Annotated in this window: 10 protein-coding genes; all 10 read left to right on the top strand. The window is 50.8% G+C overall.

Translation table 11 applies throughout. The features are described from left to right. The 10 genes from ACOQPU_RS28280 to ACOQPU_RS28235 all read left to right on the top strand — a co-directional run bounded on the left by ACOQPU_RS28280 (nucleotide 1) and on the right by ACOQPU_RS28235 (nucleotide 24,403). A complete protein-coding gene (locus ACOQPU_RS28280) occupies nucleotides 1–1,590 on the top strand; it encodes an amino acid adenylation domain-containing protein (protein WP_420643173.1) in 1,590 nt (529 codons plus the stop codon). Between the two features lie 19 nt (nucleotides 1,591–1,609). Then, complete coding sequence (locus tag ACOQPU_RS28275) at nucleotides 1,610–2,863, top strand: NAD(P)/FAD-dependent oxidoreductase (RefSeq protein WP_420643172.1); 1,254 nt, start codon at nucleotides 1,610–1,612, stop codon at nucleotides 2,861–2,863. A 48-nt stretch (nucleotides 2,864–2,911) separates the two neighbouring features. Further along, nucleotides 2,912–4,243: an NAD(P)/FAD-dependent oxidoreductase gene (locus ACOQPU_RS28270; protein WP_420643171.1), complete on the top strand. Its 1,332-nt coding sequence runs from the start codon at nucleotides 2,912–2,914 to the stop codon at nucleotides 4,241–4,243. Between the two features lie 283 nt (nucleotides 4,244–4,526). Next, nucleotides 4,527–5,690, top strand: coding sequence for an IS256 family transposase (locus ACOQPU_RS28265; RefSeq protein WP_420642444.1), 1,164 nt, complete (start codon nucleotides 4,527–4,529; stop codon nucleotides 5,688–5,690). Nucleotides 5,691–5,778: 88 nt separating this feature from the next. Further along, nucleotides 5,779–6,018 carry an acyl carrier protein gene (locus tag ACOQPU_RS28260; RefSeq protein ID WP_420643170.1) on the top strand — a complete coding sequence of 80 codons (240 nt, stop codon included), beginning with the start codon at nucleotides 5,779–5,781 and terminating at the stop codon, nucleotides 6,016–6,018. A gap of 320 nt (nucleotides 6,019–6,338) precedes the next feature. Then, nucleotides 6,339–7,490, top strand: coding sequence for an acyltransferase (locus ACOQPU_RS28255; protein WP_420643169.1), 1,152 nt, complete (start codon nucleotides 6,339–6,341; stop codon nucleotides 7,488–7,490). A gap of 17 nt (nucleotides 7,491–7,507) precedes the next feature. Next, nucleotides 7,508–10,036, top strand: a complete 2,529-nt coding sequence (locus tag ACOQPU_RS28250) for a condensation domain-containing protein (protein WP_420643168.1) — start codon at nucleotides 7,508–7,510, stop codon at nucleotides 10,034–10,036. Between the two features lie 141 nt (nucleotides 10,037–10,177). Then, nucleotides 10,178–12,664, top strand: coding sequence for an alpha/beta fold hydrolase (locus tag ACOQPU_RS28245; RefSeq protein ID WP_420643167.1), 2,487 nt, complete (start codon nucleotides 10,178–10,180; stop codon nucleotides 12,662–12,664). A gap of 541 nt (nucleotides 12,665–13,205) precedes the next feature. Beyond that, nucleotides 13,206–17,906 (top strand): MupA/Atu3671 family FMN-dependent luciferase-like monooxygenase, encoded by a 4,701-nt coding sequence (locus ACOQPU_RS28240; protein ID WP_420643166.1) that lies wholly within the window; start codon nucleotides 13,206–13,208, stop codon nucleotides 17,904–17,906. Nucleotides 17,907–17,986: 80 nt separating this feature from the next. Then, nucleotides 17,987–24,403 carry an SDR family NAD(P)-dependent oxidoreductase gene (locus ACOQPU_RS28235; RefSeq protein WP_420643165.1) on the top strand — a complete coding sequence of 2,139 codons (6,417 nt, stop codon included), beginning with the start codon at nucleotides 17,987–17,989 and terminating at the stop codon, nucleotides 24,401–24,403. Nucleotides 24,404–24,410: the final 7 nt, after the last annotated feature.

The following is a 24,410-nucleotide window of genomic DNA, read 5'->3' as shown; positions in this document are numbered from 1 at the left end:
ATGATCTATTCTTTGCCACAAGCAGTTGACAAAACGGCCGTAATATATCCAGAACGTGAAGCGATTCGTTGTAATGGAAAAGGCATTACCTACGCCACTTTGCAACAGCAGACCGATAATCTAGCTCACTTGCTGCAACAGCAGGGTGTAAAACGAGGCGACCGGGTTGGTATTTATATCAACAAGGATATTGAATCGGCCGTTTCCATTTACGGCATTATGAAAGCAGGCGCAGCGTATGTGCCGCTAGATCCATTTGCACCTGTTGAGCGGCTGAGTTATGTGATTACCGATTGCCAGATTGATGTGGTGATTACCAAGCCAAACAAGCTGGCCCAGGTACGTAGCATGGTAGCCGATACGGATTTGAGCTGCCTGATAGGTGTAGAACCACAAGAAGATTTGGCCGTGACCTGCATCTCCTGGAGCCAGGTAACTAATCCAGACGCGCACAATAAGCCAGATATTCACGTCATTGAACAAGACTTAGCATATATTCTGTACACCTCTGGCTCTACTGGCACGCCTAAAGGCATCATGCACACACACCGCAGTGCCTTGAGCTTCGCTGAATGGGCCTGTGCTGAATACGAGCTGACGCATGAAGACCGCGTTACCAACCATGCACCTTATCATTTTGACCTGTCTACGTTTGACCTGTTCGCCACGATGTTAGCGGGTGGTACGGTGATCATCATTCCAGAATACATCACCAAATTCCCCGCTAGCCATTCCCAGCTTTTACAGGATGAAAAGATTACTGTTTCCTACACTGTGCCGTTTGCGCTTATTCAGTTGATGGAGCGAGGTGCACTGGAATCGCGCGATTTGAGCGCATTGCGCTGGGTTCTGTTTGCAGGTGAGGTATTCCCCACCAAGCATTTACGTGAACTGATGAAGATTTGGTCCGATAAACGGTTTAGCAACCTGTATGGCCCGACGGAAACAAACGTTTGCACTTATTATCACGTGCCAGAGTTGCCAGATGATTTTGAAGACACAATTCCAATTGGTTTGGCCTGCGCCAATGAGGAGATGTTGGTGGTAGATGCCGACGATCAACCTGTGGCGCAAGGTGAAGTTGGTGAGCTGTTAGTGCGTGGCGGTACGGTGATGCGCGGCTATTGGGGTCGCCCGGACCTAAATGAAAAGGGTTTTTACCGCCGCCTGGTATTCGGCCATTACGAAGATGTTTTCTACCGAACTGGCGACCTAGTGTTGCAGCGTCCTGATGGTAATTTCCTTTATTTCGGCCGGAAAGACCGTCAGGTTAAAACGCGCGGGTATCGTGTGGAGCTGGACGAAGTGGAAGTTGCGTTGCTTTCTCATGATGATGTGAAGGAAGCGGCCGTTTACACAGTTTCAGATGGTAATAGCAGCAACTTGATTGAAGCGGCCGTTATTCCCAATGAGGATGCAGAACTCACCCAAGCCATTTTGTCAAAACATGTAGGCGAAAAGCTGCCCCCTTATGCAGTACCTAGCCAAATACACGTTATGTCTGAATTCCCACGTACCTCCACTGGTAAAATCAACCGTCGGGAATTGCAAGCAATGGCCTCACAAACTCTAGAATTAGTTGGAAATTAGTAAAGAGAGAGAATAGAAAATGCAAAAAGATACCTTAAAAACAGAAGTCGTCATTATTGGAGCTGGCCCTGGTGGTTCCTCAAACGCAATCTTCTTGGCGCAAAAGGGAATTAAATCCGTCATGATTGAAAAAGACCCGTTTCCCCGATTTCACATCGGCGAATCTATGACGGGTGAATGTGGTGAAACCGTGCGCCAACTTGGCTTGGGTGATGCCATTAAAGAGACCCGCTGCACAGTGAAGCATAAAACAATCGTCTATGGGCAGGAAGGCAAAAACAACTTCACGATTCCCGTTATGAGACGAAATGAGGCTGGTGAGTTAGAGAAGTCTACAACCTGGCAAGTACGCCGCAGCGATTTTGACAAGATGCTGCTGGATAAAGCCAAAGAGGTTGGCGTGCAGTTTGTGCATGGGAAGGCGACAAAAGTTTTGTTTAAGGATGATGGCTCACCGTGTGGCGTAGAAGTACGTCGTGAGGATGGTTCCTTGGTTGATGTTGTTGGCGAAGTTGTTGTAGACGCTTCTGGGCAAGCAACATTTCTTTCCAATGAAGGGGTTGCCAGCAAGAAAGAGCGTGGCAAATATTCACGCCAGCTTGCCATCTATTCCCATGTTAAAAATGCCAAACGGGGTGAAGAAGATAACACCCTCATTTTTTACGAAAAAGAAAACCATTGGGCTTGGTTTATTCCAATTGATGAAGAAACCGTTAGCGTTGGGGTTGTAACGCCGTCTGACTATTATCGGAGTTCTGGCGAAGATATGCGTGAGTTCTATTTGCGTGAAATGAAAAAAATAAACCCGGAGCTTACCAAACGAATCCCTGACATTAGCTTGGTTGAGGACGTGCGTGCCACTTCCAATTACTCTTACCACATTCACTCATTCACTGGCAAGGGGTTCTTGTGCGTGGGGGATGCTCATCGTTTTATTGATCCCATTTTCTCTTTTGGCCTTCAATTTGCTCTGGTAGAAGGGCGTATGGCGGCTGAGGCAATTGCCGATTATTTGCATGAAGGGATTGGACGAGACCAAGAAAACCCGTTTGCCGCCTATGAGGCTCGTTGTGAACAAGGTATGGATACGATTCAGGATGCGTTGGATTGCTTCTGGGCCAACCCGTTTTCTTTTGCTTTCTTTGTCCATTCACGTTATGTAGAAGATTTTATTGATATTTTTGCTGGACGTGTCTATCAAGATGAGCCCTCACCTGGTTTGCAGGCGGTTCGCAAGGTAAATGCAAAAATGAGTCAGCCAGTGGCTGTTTAAATTGTAAAGAACTTTGAGCAAACATATTTTATAAAAAGGTGCGTACAAATGGAAAACAGTGGAAGCATTCCGAATAGTTGCGATGTTGTTGTGATAGGTGGTGGCCCTGCGGGTAGTCATGCAGCTACCTTGTTGGCACAGCGGGGGTATGAAGTTGTGTTGTTTGAAAAAGCTCGCTTCCCGCGCCCGATGGTTGGTGAGAGCTTGATCCCTCATTTTTGGAAATTTATGGATCACTCTGGTGTGACCCCGAAAATTGAAGAAGCTGGTTTTTTGGCTAAGGCCGGTGGCATTACAGTTTGGAACGGCCGTATCCACCAATTTTCCTTCTCTTCTTTTGGCTACGACCGACCGGCTTTGCATGTAGAGCGGGATGAGTTTGATGACATTCTGTTGCGCTATGCTGAATCTGAAGGCGCAGTTGTATTTGAAGAAGTTAGCGTAACGGGTGTTGATTTTTCAGACCCAAAACCTATTGTTAGTTACCATAGCATGCGAGATGACACACGTGGGGCGGGTAAAATTCAATGTCGCTACGTTATTGACGCCTCCGGCAACAGCTCCGTCCTGGCAAAACAGTTTAAGTCACGCAGGCTCGTTGAAGGCCACCGGACATTCCTGGGAATGTGGGGGTATTTCACAGGCGGTAAGTACATTGGGGCTGATGGCAGCAGCTACGGGCCAGAGAGCATTGGCAAAGTGGAACCTGTTACTTTTATATCTTCCCACGAAGATGGTTGGGCGTGGCATATTCAGCTAAAAGACAAAATTAGCATTGGGTTGATCATTAATACCAGCAATGTAAAGCGCATGGGCAAAAAGGAAATGGAGCCTTACTTCTTGTCCACTGTTAATAAGATTCCGTACTTTAAGGAATTGTTGGAGTCGGCCAGTTACCAAGAAGGCTCTATGGCGTTCCGCCCAGATTACTCTTTTTACTCCACCAAGCCAGCCGGCCCGAATTTTGGCTGCATTGGGGATGCGGGAGCGTTTGTTGACCCCATTTTCTCGCATGGTTGTCAGGCAGCTTTCTACTCAGCCTCAGTTTGTGCCTGGGCTGCTGAGTCTGCCTTTAAACGACCTGACCGTGCTGAAAATTACGGCCGTTTGCTAAAAAGACGACTACAACAACATTATGGCTTCTCCCGTTCACTTGCCCTGGGTGATTACGGCGGTGATGGCGTCGATCCAGACCTCGTGATCGATTTGATGAAGTCGATGCCGCTGGTTGAGCTGGAAATGATGTTGGTCGCTTCAGACATTTCCAATCGCTCCACCAACTTCCACGAAATGGCGAAACAAGCTGGCATTTTGGAAGAGGATTTTGCCGATGGCATCATGTCTGGCAAGGCGCATGTGCTAGAAACCCTGAATGTATAATTAGAGCTTCCTCATTGCTTTTCGGTAGCTTCCCCCTTCAATTTTGCGTGGGTTTAGCTGCCGAGAAGCAATGACTCAACTTTCTTTCCCCAATTAACAATTATTCTAAACGTTGTAAGGCTATTCTAAAGAATTCATTGCTAACTTATTGGCATGTTACCAGAGTAGGAACACTCTAATTCTCTGAACCTAATTAAAGATAGTGTAACGTTGTTTCTGTAATTTTTGGCAAGAGTAGGCCATGAAGTACCCTAGAAGTTACCACAACCAATAGGAGACATTCATGACCTACCAAACCGATTGTACTTTACCAGCAGAATTACTCGAACAGATTGCCCAGCAAGGGTTCGATGTCGTGCCAGACCTGATTCAAACGGTCATCAATATAGCTATGCAGCTGGAGCGACAGAAGCATTTAGGTGTCGGCCCCTACGAAAGGTCAGCCGAACGACAGGGACAGGCCAATGGGTACAAGCCCAAGAGCGTGGCCACCCGCGTCGGCAAAATCACCTTCGATGTGCCCCAGGTGCGCGAAGGTGGCTTTTACCCCCAAGCGTTGGAAAAGGGGCTGCGTAGTGAGCGGGCCTTGAAACTAGCGTTGGCCGAAATGTACGTGCAAGGCGTCTCCACCCGCAAAGTGGCGGCGATCACCGAGCAGTTGTGTGGCTTCGAGGTAACCTCCATGCAGGTGAGCCGGGCTACCGCTGAGTTGGATGAACAGCTCAGTCAGTGGCGGGAACGGCCGTTAGGCCAGATGAAATATCTCTACCTGGACGCTCGGTATGAAAAAGTGCGTCTAGATGGCCAGGTGCGCTCGGCCGCTGTGCTGCTGGCGGCAGGCGTCAATCTGGAGGGCAAACGGGAAGTGCTGGGGGTCAGCGTCTCGCTCAGCGAACAAGAAGCACACTGGCGTCGCTTTCTGCAAAGCCTGGTGCAGCGTGGGCTGGTTGGTGTTGAGCTGGTCATTTCTGATGCCCACATCGGCATCCAACAGGCCTGTCGCGCCGTTTTTGGTGGCGTTCCCTGGCAGCGTTGCCAATGTCACTTGCAGCGGAATGCCCAAGCCTACGTGCCCAAGCGAGGCATGAAGCGAGAAGTGGCCGCCGACATTCGCGCCATTTTCAATGCCGCTACCCGCCATGATGCCGAAACGTTGCTGGCTCAGGTGGTCAAGAAGTATGTATCCAAAGCAGCCAAGCTCGCCGACTGGTTGGAAACCAACATCCCGGAAGGGTTGACCGTTTTTTCCTTCCCGGATACCCATCGCCGCCTGATTCGCACTACCAACTCGTTGGAGCGGCTCAATCGCGAGATTCGACGACGTTCGCGAGTGGCCACCTTGTTTCCGAACGAGGCATCTTGTTTGCGGTTGGTGACGGCCGTTGTCATGGAAATTAGCGATGAGTGGCAAACTGGCCGGACTTACATCCGGCTAGACAATCTGTAGTTTTTAATGTTCTAGGTAATTCTGGGTTCTTCACTTTTACAGAAAAGATGTTGCTTTATCTAATTAAACTCAAATGGGAGACAATAACATGAATGCATCCGTAGTTTTGAAAGAATATATCCGCGAAGAGTTAATGAATGGCACTAGCAATGAGCTGGACGAAAGCGAAAACCTGCTGGCCGCTGGCATCATTGATTCCCTTGGGATTTTGCGCCTGGTTTCTTTTGTAGAAGAAAAGTTCGGCATTGAAGTACCGGACGAAGACGTGACGATTGACAACTTCCAAAGTGTAAAATCTATGTCTGATTACGTGGCATCCCAAAGCTAAAAAGTTGTCGGGAATGAGGTGGCGCGATGGAAACGGCCGTCTAGCCTGTGTATTCCCAACATTGAATAATAGCTAAATATATCCGCGATTCCAGCAATTCCCTACAACCACAATCAACGCAGTCGAATCGCATAAACGGAACCTGAGGTATTTTAGATGAAACAAATCTATTGCCTCAGGTTCTTGGGTAAAAGGTAAAAGTTTTTAAGGTCGATTGTTTAGGCCAAAAGTGGTTTGCTCAAGCAATCTGCGAGAGCAGATTTGCAGCACTAACGAAAACTTCTTACCGATTACACAATTCCAGAAGGTTTAATTCCTAAATGACCAGAAGATTTTTACTGCTCATGGGACTGGGTATTTTGGGTCTAATCCTGAATCATTCAGCCACCTTTGGGTATCAAGCAACATTTGATTTGGCTTGGCGCTATCGACCCGAAGTGGCTGCGACCTGTGACGACCCTACCCCGCCTGTAATTTGTCCTAATTATGACCAGGTCCATTCGGCTACCTATTGGGGGCTGACCGTCGTGCGCCGATTCATTGCTTTTGGCGTACCGGTCTTCTTGATGGTGTCTGGCTATTTCATTGCGTTTGCTGCTGGACGTAAGGATGCACGTATTAAATGGCCAATTTTAAGAGCGCGTGTCGTTGGCTTGCTTATTCCCTATCTGGTTTGGTCAATTATTATTTTTGCTGGCCAAGCAATTTTTTATAATCGCGTTTACCCAACGCCCTGGGAATACATTCGCCGGTTGTTGGTAGGTGGTGCTACCGGTTCTTATTATTATATTCCGCTGCTCATCCAGCTTTACCTGCTCTCACCCATTTTAGTGCCCTTGGCCAAAAAACGGTGGAAAGGGTTGTTGGTGAGTACGGCCGTTCTCATGCTGTTTGTTGAGACATTGCGTTATCTACAACTGTTTGGCCTGGGTGAGCCTCTGGTTCCCAACTTGATCAGACTCACCCCATTGTGGTTCTTCCCTCGTCGCCTGTTCTGGTTTGCATTAGGTATTGTCTTTGGTTTCCATATCGGCGACTTTAAGCCATTCTTTGTGCGTCATAAAAACAAACTTGTTGTTGGGGCTGTGCTGTTCTACCTGTTGTCTTTGGTTGAATTTGAGGTGCTGCTTGCTTTATCCGGTCGGCCGTGGATTGACTTCTTCTCCACCTATACAACCAGTATTTACGCGGGTTTGTTCATGATGGCGATGCTGTCAGTAAGTAAGCTCAAGCTGCCCTATTCTCCACAAATCATGGATATTGGTGCAAAAGCGTTTGGCATCTACCTGATTCATGAGCAGGTGCTTGAACTTGTAGGAACCCTCATGTTTCGCTTTGCGCCCTGGATTCTTGGGTATCAGATTTTGTACCAACCGATTATGATAGTGTGTGCCTTGGGCGTGCCGCTGTTCTTGATGTGGGTTGTAAGCCGCTCACCAGCTAAAAAGCTGTATAAATATTCATTTGGCTAGAGGAGAAATTGCTGAGAATGCAGGCTTCAACAACTATAGAAAATTTGACGTCGCCAAAAGACATTTATTCCAACTCTAACCTCACCAAATTGCAGATGATCTACTGGGTGGGACAAAGTTTGCGACCCAATTCGCCGTTGTTCAATGTCGTTCTCACGTTTCACTGGCAGGCACCGGTGGATGCTGCAATTTTTGCAGAGGCATTTGCCAAGGTTGTGGCACAAAGCGATGCGCTGCGTACAGTCATTCGCGAGGAAGCAGGTGTCCCCCAGCGTACGGTACTTGATGCGCCACCCCACCCCTTACAATGTCTTGATTTCTCTGAGGTGGCTGATTTTGAAACTCATTTAACCCAATGGATTCAGGAGCGTAGCCAACAATCGTTCGATCTCACGCAATGTGCTTATGATTCTGTATTGGTGAAGCTGGCGGAGGCCGATTATCTCTGGTTTATTAACCAGCATCATCTTACAACGGACGCTGCGTCTGTTTTCCTGGTATACGATCATGTCATGGCGTTGTATACAGATGCATTGGAAGATGGGAGCATGGGTGAGCTACCAGAGTTGCCAACGTTTGAATCCTATTTTGAGTTTGAACAAGGATATCGTACTTCCCCTCGTTACCAAAAGTCTGCCGCTTATTGGCAGAACGCACTGGCTGATGGCATAGAGCCTTTGAAGTTTTACGGCCGTTCTCCCAAAAAGAAAAGCCATCACATGCAGCGCATTCCAGTGCCGCTCGACCCGGAAAGATCGCAGCAACTAAAAGATGCCATGCAGCGACCCGGCGTCATTTTAATGACGCATGATTTGGGTATGTTAAACGTGCTGCTTACCCTTTACTTTGCTCAACTGCACATCATGACAGGCAACCACCGCCTGGCTACCATGATGCCCTTCCACAACCGGCCTACAGAGGCGATGAAGCAAACCATTGGTCTGCTCATGGAAATTGCTCCGTTGCTGGTAACCTTTGAGGAGGGCGAGACTTTCCCTAGCCTGACCAAGAAAATTAGCAAATCACTCCAGCGTACATTGGTACATTACCAATATGGTTCGGCCGTTGCCTTGCAGAACAATTTGCTGGATTTGATGTTTAACTTCCATCATCGTCCTAAGCTGCATTTTGGGGAAGCACCTGTTGAGCAAGAACTGGTGCATCCAGGAGCAGGTAGCGATAGTTTTGCCCTGCACATCCATGAATTTGAGTCTGATGGTTCGCTCACTTTTTTCTTCGATTTTCATGAAGATGTCTTTACGCCTGCTGAGCGTGAACTGACGCTGAACATCTTTGATACGTTGCTAACAGCTTATCTGGCAGATTCTGATCTGCCTTTGAACGAGTTAGATTTGCCAACGGCCGTTTCTGGTGAAATTGCTGCTGACACAACATACCAAAACGGTACGATTACCACCGCCAATGTCGTTTATGTGGCCCCGCGTGATGAACTGGAACAGCAACTGGCGGGCGCGTGGCAATCCGTACTGGGTGTGGAACAAATTAGTGTCCATGATGACTTCTTTGATTTAGGGGGCAACTCCTGGATGGCTGTTCGCCTGTTTACAGAGCTGCAATCTGTGACCGGGCACAACCTGCCCCTGGCTACCTTGTTTCAGGCTCCCACCATTGCGGCTTTGGCTGACCTTATGCGCCAAGGGACAGATGGAGATTCTTGGACGTCTCTGGTCCCCATCCGCAGCAAAGGCAGCAAACCACCTTTCTTCTGCATTCACGGGGTCACAGGGGATATATTGTGGCTTAAGGATTTAGCGGATTTGATGGATGATGACCAGCCGTTTTATGGTATTCAGGCACGCGGGTTGGATGGCGAAGCAGAGCCATTTGATCGTCTGGACGAGATGGCAGCGTACTATTTGAAGCAAATTCGACGTGTGCAGCCCACAGGACCTTACTACCTGGGTGGTTACTGCATGGGTGGCGACATTGCCTATGAAGTTGCGCGCCAACTGCAAGCGGCAGGGGAAGAAGTGCCGATTTTAACTGTCATCGATCCCCCACCAGCAGATTTGAGCGAGCGTGCCCCGCTGAACGGCCGTTTCCTTATCAATTTTGTGCATAATACCCCGTCATGGCTACGTGAATTTATGCGCCTGGGCGGTGGAGAAATATATTCCCGCGTTCGGCGTAAAGGGCGGGTTGCTTTGCGGGCACTCTGGCAAAAAATCCGTTCCCAATCTAGGGATGCCGGTATGACAGCAACCGATGTGATTGATCAGGCAGACGATTTGCCTGAATATCGGCAGAAGCTCATCGAATCCCATTTGGATGCGCTGCTTCACTATACCCATTCTGGATATGACGGTGAGGTGATTGTTTACGAGGCGAAGAGCCGGCCTCTGTTGAATCCAGGCAATCATGCCAATGAGTGGGTGGCATACGTGAGCAGACCTATCATCGTGCGTACGCTTCCAGGTTCGCACAGCAGCATATTGCATAGACCACACGTCATTCAATTGGCAGAAGATTTGCAAAACAGTTTAGACCAAGCGCAAAACGCGCAGAAAATGGAGCAAGCTCTCTAGGAAAAGTTGTGTAATCGGCAAGCCCACGGTTTTGCTGATGGCATAACAACATGCACCTTTGTCAAAGTAGTTGTTCCGGTAAGGGGCATTGAAGTTTTTGGCATCATGTGCCAGATGACAAAGCAGGAATTGGCAATCTGAATGCAAGCAAACATTGTGCAAACAACGGCCGTTTCCCAGACGGAAGCCACAGGTAATTTGCATACCCGCACCAATTTGACTCGGATGCAAATGTTGTATTGGACTGGCCATCAGCTCCGGCCCAATGTGCCACTTTACGCTGCACCGATCATGTTTACCATTTCTGGGCCTTTTAATGGGGAGTTGTTTTGTCATGCGCTCCAATCTGTTGTGGACCAGAGTGACGCCCTGCGAACGGTCATCCAAAAAGTGGATGGCGTACCACAGCAGATTGTGCAATCACAATTGAAAGCACCACTGCAAATGAGAGATTTGACGACGGAACCAGACCCAGAAACGGCCGCACGCCATTGGTTTCAGCAGATTATCTGCCAGCCCTTTGATCTACAAAACAGTTTGGTGCAATTTGCCTTGGCAAAGGTTGGGCCAGAAGCGCATCTGTGGCTGATGAACCAGCACCACATCATTGCTGATGCTGCCTCCTCATTTTTTATCTACCAAGTAGTCGCCCGAACTTACGAGAACCTGGTAATCCCAGCAGAGGATAACAAGCCGCCAGCCGTTACGCCTTACCAGATTTACCGTGAGTATGAGCATGAATTTCGGGATTCGGCCCTCTTTCAACGTGCTGAGCGGTACTGGCAGCAAAAGTTGCAGGAAGATGCCGAGCCACTTTATTTTTTTGGGCAGCATGCTAATAAGAAAAACACACAAACGACAAGACAGATAGTTGAGCTAGACCCAGCAGTTGCCAATAAATTGGTTGGATTGGCAACAGTTGAAGATTTTCGCGATCTCACCGAAGAGCTGACGCTGTTCAATATTTTGGCAGCTGTTTATTTTGCGCTGGTTTACCAACTTACAGGCAACAAGCATCTTACCTTCCTAACACCTATGCACAACCGGCCCACACAGGCATTTCGCCAGACCGTGGGGCTGCTCATGGAACTATGTCCCTTTGTGGTAGATATTGAGCCGGACGAGACACCAGCCTCGCTGATACAGAAGCTGAAGAAACAAACCCGTGGGGTGATGCGTTTTGCTCAGTATGGCTCTAGCATTCCGCTCAACAGCAAAGCCCATGACATCATGTTCAACTATCACAGACGGCCGTTGCTTACCCTCAACGGCCAACCGGTCGCACAAGAGCATTTGTCCGCTGGGCACAGCAGCGATAGCTTTGCATTACACATCCATGAGTTTGAAGGAAGTGGCACCTTTAAGCTCAAGTTTGATTTCCATCAAGATGTCTTCACTGAAGAACAGCAGCAAATAGCCATCGAAATGTTTCACATCCTGCTGAATAGCTTCCTTGAAGACCGGGATACCCCGCTGGCTGAGATTGTTTTGCCATATTCTGCATTGCAAACGGCCGTATCCCAGCCAGAAACTACAAAAACAGCCAACACAGCTTACGTGCCACCACGCGACCACCTTGAGCTTGATCTAAAAAAACTCTGGGAAACTATCCTTGGTGTGCCACGCATCGGCATCTACGATAACTATTTTGATCTTGGCGGAACCTCCTGGCAAGCCATGAATCTATTTGCTGAGATAGAAAGGCTAACAGGCCAATATTTGCCGCTAGCCACCCTGGTTAAGGCAGGTACCATTGCGGCATTGGCCGAAAAACTTCGCCAGCAAGCAGGTACCGAAGCCTGGCCTACCCTTGTTACCATTCAAGAAGGCGCGGCTGACCAAAAGCCACTTTACCTGGTTCACGGCGGTGGTGGCCATGTGCTAATATTCACCAAATTGGCACGCTATCTACCAGAGACACAGCCAATCTTTGCCTTTCAGGCTAAAGGCTTGGATGGCAAAGTCACGCCGCTCAACTCAGTTGAAGAGATGGCTGCGCACTACGTTGAAGCGTTACTCACACATCAACCACAAGGCCCGTATCAGTTGGGCGGGTATTCTATGGGTGGCGCAGTTGCGTTTGAGATGGCACAACGGCTTGTTGCCCGCGGTGACGCTGTTGACTTTGTGGGGATTATTGACACGCCGGCCCAGCATCCTGGTTTAAAATGGGTTCGCCTTGCTACCAAGCTGGTTGCTCGCATTTTCCGTTTTTCTCCCCAAAGGGAGCGGCAAATGTTTATTCAAAATCGCCATCGGTTTTGGGTTGGCATTCGGCAGGTGTTAATTAATCAGAAATATCGCCTCACCAAGCAAGTGAACGTGCGGAACCCACAAGCAGGTGCAGGAAACCAGCAAAAAGAAGACGCACGTGTTCAAAAAATCAGCCATATCAATAACCGGGCTTTCTTCTGTTATGTACCCAGTCGCTACCCAGGTTCGATAACGCTCTTCAAATCTACCGAAGGGAATCGGGATAAGTACCGTGACACCAAAGACCCCCAGATGGGTTGGCAGCGAGTTGCGACGGATGTAAACGTTTGCTTATTGCCTGGGAACCACAATGAAATTATGGACGAACCGTTCGTTCAAAACTTGGCGAAGGCCTTCGTCAAAGTGCTGAAATAATAACTTCCCATAAAATTTTTTATGCAATTTATACTCGAGTAAATCCTTGGTTCCAGGAGACACCAATGGGGGGGGGGGCAAGGCTGTTCATGACGGCCAGCGTGAAAGGCTAATCGTAAGAATCCTCAGCTAAAAAATGAGTGTATTTTAAGGGTGTAATCCTAATTTCATTGTGGATAATTTGTGGCTTGAAAACGGCCGTTTACTGGTTAAGAAAAGAAGCCTATTGAAAACGACTGCCACCAAACCCCATAATGAATTTAATTACAAAATGCGTTTCATTGAGAAAACTATGAACATCAGGAAAACGCAGTTTTAAAAAATCATTGTTGCCAACTGGCCCAAGGTATTAGCTCCCAGATAGCTTAAACATACTCAACAAAAGCCAGAATTACATCCCAACTATTCCCCTGATGATTGTGAGCCTCGCCAACCAGGATTGAAAAAAGAGATTGGCTTGCCCTTCAATGACCTCTTTATAAGGGGTAGACAAGCGTTGTTTATTGATTTTGAAACATCGATGTAGGTAGGTATTTATTTTATGAGTGGAAATTTATTTAGCTGTTTTGTAATGGGAGAGGAGTCGTTACTGATCCAATGCACAGAAATTTTGCTTGAGCGTGGGCACGATGTGCGCGGGGTCATTACCGAATCAACCACGATTACCAAGTGGGCAATTGAAAACGCATTGCCTGTTTTTGCACCCGGCAAACAGCTGCCAGATACACTGGCTCAACAGCCAACTTTTGATTATTTCCTCAGCATTACGAACTTGCGCATCATTCCCGATGAGATTTTGGCCCTGCCACAAAAAGGCAGCATCAATTTTCATGATGGCCCTCTGCCCAAGTTCGCTGGCCTTTACGCGACCTCTTGGGCTTTGCTGCATCAGGCAGGGCAACACGGTGTTACCTGGCACGAGATGCGCAGTGGCATAGACAGAGGGGATATCCTCGTTCAGCAGTTGTTTGATATTGCTGAAGGCGAAACTGCCTTTACGCTCAATGTGAAGGCATATGAAGCTGGCATCGCTTCCTTCACTCAACTTGTCACCGGGATTGAAAGCAATAGCTTGCAGCCCCGTGCCCAAAATTTGGCGGAGCAAACCTACTTTGGCAAAAACGATCGTCCCGCAGCCGCGGCCACGCTCGATTGGACCCAACCCGCTGAAAAACTGGTTGCGTTAGTTAATGCACTCCATTTTGGTGGCTATGCCAATCCGTTGGCATTGCCAAAACTAAATCTCAACGGCCGTCTCCTCATCACTAATTCTGCTAAACTGGGTGAGCCTACAACGGCCGTTCCTGGCACAGTCATTTCTATAGATGATGAATCATTCACTGTCGCTACTACCAGCGGCTCGATTGTGTTTTCTGGCTTGCAAACGCTGGATGGTACGGCCGTTTCCCCTTCGGTGCTTAACGTTAATCAACATCTCCCCAGCATGGATGCAGCTGCCATTGCCGACCTGACAGCCCTCAACGAGAGTATCGTTCGGCAAGAAAGGTACTGGTTGCGCCGCCTGAACCAGATGAACTCTGTGGAATTGCCCTACGCCGACCGAAGCAATACAGTCGTTGGTCAAAATTTTCAGATGGCGACCATGCCGTTACCTACAGATGTTTCGGGTGATGTCCAAACCGTGACGGCAAACTTTGCAGCTTACCTGGCTCGCCTCAGCGGCAGCAACAACTTTGACATTGCCCTTAGCCTGCCGCAATTGGCTGCTGAAGTTGGTGACTTTGCCAACTACTTTGCCACGCAGGTTCCCTTTCAGGTGAAAATCGATGAGAGTGCTAGCGTTGCCGATGCGGTTGCTGGGTTGCAAGCTGATTTGGATATGCTGCAAGGTAGGCGCAAAACATTCAATCGCGACATCTTCCTGCGTCAGCCTGAACTGAAAGCATTGCGTTCCAAACTGGATGGCGCACTGTTGCCCGTTTTAGTCCAATCTACGCAATCTGTGGCTGAATTTCAGCCGCTGCCTGGAACTGAACTGGCTTTGTTGCTAACGCCAGACCAAACAAACATAACCTGGGTGTACGACACGGCCGTTTACTCCCCCGAGATCATCGCAGCTATGCAAACCCAGTTTGCCACCTTCCTGCAAAATGCTGCCAAAGATGGCAGCCGCGCCCTGGCTGAAACCGCTATTTTGTCCGCAGCAGAAATCCAAAAGCTGCTGGTTGGTTGGAACGATACGAATGTGGCTTACGATACGGCCGTTACCATTCATCAACTCATAGAGACCCAGGCAGACGAACGGCCAAATAGCGTGGCTGTCGTTTACGAAGACCAGCAAATTACCTACCGCCAACTTAACCACCGTGCCAACCAGATGGCCCGCCATTTGCGCCATTTGGGCGTCGGGCCAGAAACTATCGTGGGCGTATTTATGGATCGTTCCATCGAGATGATGGTTGCTCTGGTAGGTATCCACAAAGCGGGTGGTGCCTATCTACCCCTTGACCCAACCTATCCCAAAGATCGCATCGCTTTCATGGTGGAAGATACTGCCACGCCAGTTTTGCTTACTCAAAAGCATCTGGTTGCCAGCCTGTCGCCACATGAAGCTCAGGTCGTGCGCGTGGATGCCGACTGGGAACAGATTGCTGAGCAGAGTGGCGAAAATGTGTTTAGCGGCGTAGAGTCACACAATTTAGCTTACGTCATCTACACGTCCGGTTCTACTGGCAAACCTAAGGGCGTGATGGTGCAGCACGGCAACGCCGTTAACTTCTTTGTGGGCATGGATGCACGCATTAGCGATGGAGACATCGCTCACGATCCGCCCGGTACCTGGCTGGCCGTCACCAGCACCTCCTTCGACATTTCTGTTCTGGAACTGTTCTGGACGTTGGCGCGAGGTTTCAAAGTAGTTATTTTTGATGACAAAACTCGTGAAGATGTAACGGCCGTTCCCGAACCACCCAAAAACGACAAACATATCGACTTTAGCCTCTTCTACTTTTCCAGCGACGAGAGCGAAGAAGGCGTGACCAACAAATACCACCTGCTGCTGGAAGGGGCCAAATTTGGCGACAAGCACGGTTTTTCGGCCGTCTGGACGCCCGAACGCCACTTCCACGCTTTCGGTGGCCTTTACCCCAACCCATCCGTAACCGGCGCGGCCATCGCTGCCATCACCGAAAATGTGCAGATTCGCTCTGGTAGCTGCGTGCTGCCCCTGCACAGCCCCATTCGGGTGGCCGAGGAATGGTCGGTGGTCGATAATATTTCAAACGGCCGTGTCGGTCTCTCCATTGCCGCCGGTTGGCAGCCCAACGACTTTGTTCTCCGCCCCGGCAACTACGCCCAGCGCAAGGAAATCATGTTCCGCGACATCGAGATTGTGAAAGAGCTGTGGCGCGGCGGTTCTATTACCATGCAGAATGACTTAGGTAAGGATGTGGAAGTCAAAACGCTGCCCCATCCCGTCCAAAACGAACTGCCCATCTGGATTACCGCCGCAGGCAACCCGGAAACCTTCCGCATGGCGGGGGAACGAGGCTACAACATCCTAACCCACTTGCTGGGGCAAAGCGTGGACGAATTAGCCGAAAAAGTGCAAGTCTATCGTGACGCCTACGCCCAGGCTGGACATGCAGGTAAAGGCACCGTCTCCCTCATGCTTCACACCTTCATTGGCGATGACGTAGACGAAGTGCGCGAAATCGTGCGCGAACCAATGAAGCAATATCTCAGCAGCGCCATGAATCTGGTGCGTGCCGCCGCCTGGCACTTCCCCACCTTCAAAGAGAAAGCGGCCGCCACTGGCAGAAGCCCGTTTGAGGTGTTTGATGAAGAAGAATTGACGCCCGAAGATGTGGATGCCCTGCTCAACTTCGCCTTTGAGCGGTATTTTGAGACCAGTGGCCTTTTCGGAACGCCCCGCTCGGCACTACACATGGTCAACCGCCTCAAAGAGATTGATGTAGATGACATCGCCTGCCTCATAGATTATGGTGTGCCTTCCAGCGTCGTTTTGGAACATCTGGATCGGCTGAATGAGCTCAAGAATCTGGCAGAGCCAAAGCTGGCTACCGAAGATTTTTCCATCCCGGCCCAAATTGAGCGGCATGACGTGACGCATTTCCAATGCACCCCGTCTATGGCCAGTATGTTGCTGTTGGATGAGCGGAACGTAGCAGCGTTGGGCAACGTGCAGACGATGATGGTAGGCGGCGAAGCATTGCCCACAGCCCTGGCCCAGCAGTTGAAACATATTGTGTCGGGCAAAGTCATTAACATGTATGGCCCGACCGAAACGACGATTTGGTCATCTACTTATGAGGTGACTGGGGAAGAAACGGCCGTTCCCATCGGCACACCCATTGCCAACACCCAAATTTACATTCTGGATGCACAGATGCAGCCCGTTCCCGTTGGCGTCGCTGGCGATCTGTACATCGGCGGCGACGGGGTCGTGCGCGGCTACCATAATCGGCCCAAACTGACTGCTGAGCGGTTTGTTAAAGACCCATTCCGTGAAGATTCACAGGCGCGCATGTATGCCACGGGTGATTTAGCCCGCTATCGTGCTGATGGCAATATCGACTTCCTTGGTCGTGCCGACTTCCAGGTGAAGCTACGCGGTTACCGCATTGAGTTGGGCGAAATTGAAGCCCTGCTCAATGCGCAAGATTCTGTCCGTGAAGCTGTGGTTGTTGCGCGTGAAGACACACCTGGCGACAAGCGTTTGGTGGCCTACGTCATTATGCAGGCAGGTCAGAAGTTGGATGGGGCGGCTTTCAAAGAAGCACTTCGCGCTGACTTGCCAGAGTTCATGGTGCCAGCCACTTACGTACCCATGAGCAGCTTCCCGCTCACGCCCAACAAAAAGACCGACCGCAAAGCATTGCCCGCGCCAGATCAAGTGCTAGTTGAACCGCAAACCACGTATGTTGCTCCCACCAACGACCTGGAGCAAAAGATTGCCGAAATTTGGCAGCAGTTGCTCAACGTGCCGCAGGTAGGTCTTAATGACAACTTCTTTGATCTGGGTGGCCACTCACTGCTCACAGTACAGGCTCATCGGCAACTCAAGGAAGTTGTGGACAAAGAAATCTCCATTACAGATATGTTCCGCTTCCCAACCATTCGCACATTGGCTGATTACCTGAATGAGGATGCCAATGGTACGAATGGCGCACAAAAAGCGGTTGAGCAAAGCGTAGATCGCGCTGCCAGCCGCAGAGAGGCCATGATGCAGCGTCGCCAAAGACGCCAGCGCGTTCGATAAACCAAAAAAAATATTTGACAGTAGGGGCGGTTTGAGAACCGCCCCTACTTAGATTTATCAACTTTAATTTTAGGATCATTATGAGCAATCAGGACATCTTGGATGCTCTGGAAGGCACAGAAATTGCTGTCGTCGGCATGGCAGGCCGCTTTCCTGGGGCACAAGACATTGAAACATATTGGCAGAACCTGCGCGATGGCGTTGAATCCGTCACTTTTTATACGGATGAAGAGCTGCGTGAGGCGGGGGTTCCCGAAGCGTTACTGCGCAACCCTAACTATGTTAAATCTGGCGCACCGTTAGATGACATGGATAAATTCGACGCCAGTTTCTTTGGCTTTGGCCCCCGTGATGCCGCCATTATGGATCCCCAGCACCGCAACTTTTTGGAGATGGCCTGGACCGCTCTGGAACATGCGGGCTACGACCCAGAGCGGTTTGACGGGGCGATTGGCGTTTTTGGTGGCTCTGGCCACAACGCCTACATGCCGTACAATTTACTTACCAATCCTGAACTGGTTGCTTCGGTTGGCTTTTTCTTGCTGCGCCATACTGGCAACGACAAAGATTTTTTGACAACGCGCGTTTCTTATCTGATGAATTTGCGAGGCCCCAGCGTGAATGTGCAAACGGCTTGCTCTACGTCGCTGGTGGCCATTCACATGGCTTCACAAAGTTTGCTGAGTGGTGAGTGCGACATGGCCTTGGCAGGGGGCGTCACCTTTGAGATGCCCCATCGGCAGGGCTACCTGTTTCAGGATGGCGAAATCCTTTCCTCCGACGGCCATTGCCGCAGCTTTGACGCTGATTCTGACGGCACGATTTTTGGCAGTGGCGTGGGCGTGGTAACCCTTCGCCGATTGGCAGATGCGATTGAAGATGGGGACACTATTCATGCCGTCATCAAAGGCTCGGCGGTGAACAATGATGGCTCTGGCAAGGTGAATTATTTAGCTCCCAGCGTGGATGGGCAGGCCGGGGCGATTGCTGAAGCCATTGCTTTGGCCAACATTGATGCTAACACGATTGATTACGTGGAAGCGCACGGCACTGGCACTCGCATAGGCGATCCAATTGAGGTGACGGCCTTAACACAGGCGTTTCGGCAGACGACGGATGCGAAGCAATTTTGTGGCTTAGGTTCAGTGAAGACGAATATTGGGCATTTGGACACGGCCGCAGGCGTAGCGGCGTTCATCAAGGTGGTGCAGGGGTTACGGCATAAGCAAATTCCAGCCAGCCTCAACTTTACCAGCCCCAACCCGATGCTCAATTTGGAAGACAGTCCGTTCTTTGTCAACCATGAACTGCGCGAGTGGGCAAACAATGGCTCGCCGCGCCGAGCGGGCATCAGTTCTCTAGGAGTAGGCGGAACCAATGCCCATGTAATTGTAGAAGAAGCTCCGCAGCTAGACCCATCCAGCAACTCGCGTAGCTGGCAGCTTCTACAGCTTTCTGCCAAAACAAAATCTGCTTTGGAGGCTGCTAGCCAAAATTTGGCTGCCTTTTTGCAGGAGAACCCAGATGTGCCGTTGGCAGATGTGGCTTACACGCTGCAAACGGGTCGCCAGCCGATGCCGCATCGCCGTATCGTGGCGGTGCGTGACGCCTCTGACGCCATTGAGGCGTTGACCAGCAGTGACCGCAAGCGGTTGGTGACGCAGCAAACTGGGGATGCTGAACCGTCGGTAGTTTTTATGTTCCCTGGTGGTGGGGCGCAGTATCCAAACATGGGGCGGGATTTATATGAAACTGAGCTTGTTTACCGCGAAGCAGTTGACAAATGTCTCAATTTGGTACGGCCGTATCTAGACACCGATCTCCGCCAACTGATTTTCCCCACAGATGAGACTTTGGCAAGTGCGGCTGAGGAATTGAAACGGCCGTCGTGCAACCTCCCCGCTATCTTCATGACTGAGTATGCCCTGGCCCAACTGTGGCGTTCCTGGGGCATTGAACCTGCCGCCATGACCGGGCACAGCATGGGCGAATACACCGCCGCCTGTCTGGCGGGTGTGCTGTCACTCAAAGATGCCCTGTTCATTGTCACGCTGCGCGGTAAACTGTTTGAAACGCTGCCCGAAGGCGGCATGATCAGCCTGCCGATGACGGAAGAGGCGTTGCAGCCCTACCTCACCGACGGCTTATCCATTGCCGTAATCAATAACCCGGAATTGTGTGTGGTTTCTGGTGAATTGGCCCCACTAGAAAAGCTGGAAGCAGCTCTGGCCGAACAAGAGGTTGAGTATCGCCGCGTACGGATTAATGTGGCGGCACATTCTCCCATGCTGGAACCGATTTTGGATGAATTTGGTCGTGAGTTGGCCAAAATCCAGTTCAACCCACCGATGATGCCCTTTATTTCCAACGTGACTGGCACCTGGATTACACCAGAAGAAGCAACCGCACCGCAATATTGGGTGGGGCACTTGCGCCACACAGTGCGCTTTGCAGACGGGCTAGGCACGCTGCTGCAAGAGCCAAACCGGGTCTTTTTGGAAGTTGGCCCTGGCCAGACGCTGAGTTCGTTGCTGCGAATGCATCCTGAGAAGAATAAGACGCATACGGCCGTTGCCTCCCTGCGCCACCGTAAAGAGGAACTGTCTGACCTGCAATTTGCCCTCACCAGCCTAGGCCGCCTTTGGCTGGCTGGCGTCATGCCCGATTGGCAAGCCTTTTACGCCGGTGAACTGCGCTACCGCGTGCCGCTGCCCACCTATCCCTTTGAGCGGCAGCGGTATTGGATTGAGCCGGGGAACACTCTGTTTAGTGGTGCAGAAGCAACCAAAACCGTCTTGGCCAAGATGCCAGAGCTGGAAGATTGGTTTTACAAACGCACCTGGCAGCTTACAGACAAGCCGGCTGCGGCCGTAGTGGAACCCATCCCCTGGCTGCTGTTTAAGGATGAATTGGGCATTGGCGAGCAGGTGCAGCAGCAATTGCAAGCTGCTGGCCACACGGTCATTTCGGTGACGGTGGGCGAGCAGTTCCGCCAGCTTGGTGAGTTTGCCTATGAAGTGAACCCACGTGCTCGCGTTGATTACGATACGCTCATAGAAGAGTTGGCTAGCCGTTCCTTGTTGCCGCAGCGCGTAGCCCATTTGTGGACGGTAAACCAGACAGAAAGTTCTGAGCGGATGCGTGTTTATTACCAAAATCAGGATTTGGGCTTTTACAGTCTCTTTTTCCTGGCGCAGGCGTTGGGTGAAGAGGGTTTGCCGGGGGCGTTGGATATTACGGCCGTTACCAACGGCAGCCAGCGCGTAGACAACGAGCAGGTTCCTTACCCAGACAAAGCCACTTTGCTGGGGCCAATTAAGGTGATACCACGCGAATTCCCTGGCGTCACGGCACGATTGGTAGATTTGGCCTTGCCAGCCACCTTGCTGCCCGATCAAATTGAGGGATTGACCACGCTTATCAAGGCGGATTTGTTGGCTGAACCGCAGGATGGGCTGTTTTCTTACCGAAACGGCCGTCGCTGGCAGCAGCAGTTTGAGGCCGCCCCGCAGCCCGAGGGCAATTTAGAGGATGCCCGTATCAAGCAGGGCGGCGTGTATCTCATCACCGGCGGTATGGGCGGCATTGGCTTGGTCATGGCCGAACATTTGGCAGAGACAGCGCAGGCAAAGCTGGTGCTGCTGAGCCGTTCCGGGCTGCCCAAGCGGGAAATGTGGTCAGACTGGATTAAAAATCACAGCGTAACCGACAAAACCAGCTGTCGCATCCAAAAAATTCAGGCGTTGGAAGCGGCTGGGGCTGAGGTGCTGGTTATTGACGCCGACGTGACCAACCGTGAGCAGGTGAAGCAGGCGATTGCCCAGGCCAAGCAACGATTTGGTGCGATCAACGGTGTGGTTCATGCGGCTGGTGTGTTGGATGACAATTTGATCCAGCTCAAAACAGCGCAAGAAGCAGACCGGGTGTTGGCACCTAAAGCACGGGGTGCGCTGCTGCTTGATGAATATTTGGCCGACGAGCCGCTCGACTTTTTCGTACTGTTCTCCTCAACCAGTACAGAAATTGGGGCAGCCGGGCAGGTAGATTATGTGGCGGCCAACGCTTTTTTAAACGCTTTTGCCGAGAGCAAAACGGCCGCTTCTAATACGTTTGCGGTAGCGATCAACTGGGGTGTTTGGCAAGAGGTAGGTATGGCGGTGGATACGGCCGTTCGTTTGGGCATGGCAGATGAAATCCAGTCTGTTGGCACCGATGTGCCGCATCCTCTGCTGGATAAAATCATCGTGGAATCTGACGATGAGATTGTGTACGCCACCAACTACCGGATTGACACCCATTGGATTTTGGATCAGCATCGCATTAAAGATGGCGAGGCACTGATTCCCGGTACAGGCTACCTGGAAATTGCCAAAGCTGCGCTGGAAAAGGGTGCCCCCAACGGCCCGGTCGAGATTCAGGATTTGTTTTTCCTGGCCCCGCTGGAAGTGCATGAAGATGAAACCCGCGAAGTGCGCGTGTCGCTGGAGAAAAATGGCACTGGCTACGGCTTTACCGTGACCAGCCGCACCCCGGAATATACCTGGCAGGAGCATGTGCGGGGCAAGGTGAACAACGGCCGTCCGCCCCAGCAGCCGACCCAAAACATCCGGGAAATTGCCGCACGCTGCAATCTGCGCGAGGTGCACTACGCACCTATGGAGCAGGAAACCAAGCAGGAAGCATACCTCAATTTTGGACCTCGTTGGAAGAATCTGCGGCAGGTGTGCTACGGCGAAAATGAAGTGCTAGCGACGCTGGAACTGCCGGAACAGTTCGACGGCGATTTAGACAGCTTCACGCTGCATCCGGCGTTGATGGATTTGGCGACCAGTGCAGGCTTGCCCCTGGTAGATGGGTACGAGACGAGCGATGATTTTTATGTGCCCCTTTCGTACAAAAAGGTGCAGGTACATGGGCCGCTGCCCCGCCGCATTTACAGCCACGTGCGCCACAACAAAGACGGCCGTAACCATCAGGAAGTGCCGGCATTTGACGTGACGATCATGGATGAAAACGGCCGTTCGCTAGTGGAAATTGATGAGTTTATGCTCAAGCGCGTCAGCTACGAGGCGATGATCGCGGGTACAAAGCAGGATCGCGGTGGTAGTGGAACGGCCGTAGCTGCCGATGCTGAACCCACCCTGCTGCAACTGGCCCTCACCGACGGCATTGCCCCAGCCGAGGGTATGGAAGCATTACGCCGCATTCTCAGCAACAAAGTACCGCCACAAATCATCGTCACCTCGCTGGATTTGCAGGGTTTGGTAGACCAGGCCAACAGCGAACAAGATGACGGTGACGAAGGTGGCCTAAAGCTGTCCCGGCCAGAGCTACAAAGCAACTACGAAGCCCCGCGCAACGAGCTAGAGAAAAATCTCGTTAAATTCTGGGAAGAGTTGCTGGGCATTACTGACATAGGCATTCATGACGATTTCTTTGAGCTAGGGGGGCATTCACTCATCGCCGTGCGGCTCTTCGCCAAAATCAAGAAAACATATGCCGTTGATCTCTCGCTGGCGACACTATTTGAAGCACCAACCGTCGTAGAATGCGCGGAGTTGTTGCATAGCGATTATGGGGTGCCCATTGAAGCCACCGAGGAAACTGCCCAACCCAAGGAGCGCAAACGCCGCCGTGCCTCGGGTGAGTGGACGCCATTGGTCGCCATTCAGCCGAAGGGAAGCAAGATACCGTTCTTTTGTGTACATGGTGGCTTTGGCAACGTGTTGAATTTCTATGATCTGACCCGCTACTTGGGGCCAGAACAACCATTTTACGGTTTGCAAGCGCGTGGGGTGAATGGCAAGCAGCCTCCGTTTACATCGCTGCAAGAAATGGCAGCCGAATATGTGAAACAAGTGCGCTCGGTGCAGCCAGAAGGGCCTTATATGATGGGTGGTTTTTCGATGGGTGGCGAAGTGGCGTATGAAATGGCCCAGCAGCTTCACGCCCAGGGGCAAGAAGTGGCGCTAGTAGCACTTCTGGACACGCATAATCCTGAATTTGCCCGGCGGCGGCAAAATGTTTTACGCATGGCCGAAGGGCCAGAAAGTATTGCGGGTGGTTCTAATAAAGATACGGCCGAATATGGAGAGGGGCTCATTTTTAAGTTACGCTTGTTCAAGCGTTGGGCCGGGATCAAAATGCAGTTAGCACACACCGACTTGGAAAAGTACCGATTATTCTGGCGCGTGCGCCGGATGCTCAGTTCAGGCCAAACTTTGCCGCAGTCACTCATTTCCCCGTATTTGTGGAAGTCGCACATTGATTTGGTGAATAACCACGAACCAAAGCCGTACCCCGGTCGCGTGACGCTGTTCCGCGCCAGTGAAACAGAGCTGAGTAATCCCAACGGGGAGGGAATTGGCTGGTTCCGGCTGGCGCAAGGTGGTGTGGATCTACATATCATTCATGGCACACATAACATTGTGAAGGAGCCGTACGTGGCCGAATTGGCCCGGATGTTGAAGCTGAGTATTGACAAGGCTGTAGGGTAATAATTTC

It is taken from the genome of Candidatus Leptofilum sp. (genome assembly GCF_965223285.1).
Lineage (GTDB): Bacteria > Chloroflexota > Anaerolineae > Promineifilales > Promineifilaceae > Leptofilum.
This window is presented reverse-complemented; position numbering and strand designations above follow the sequence as displayed.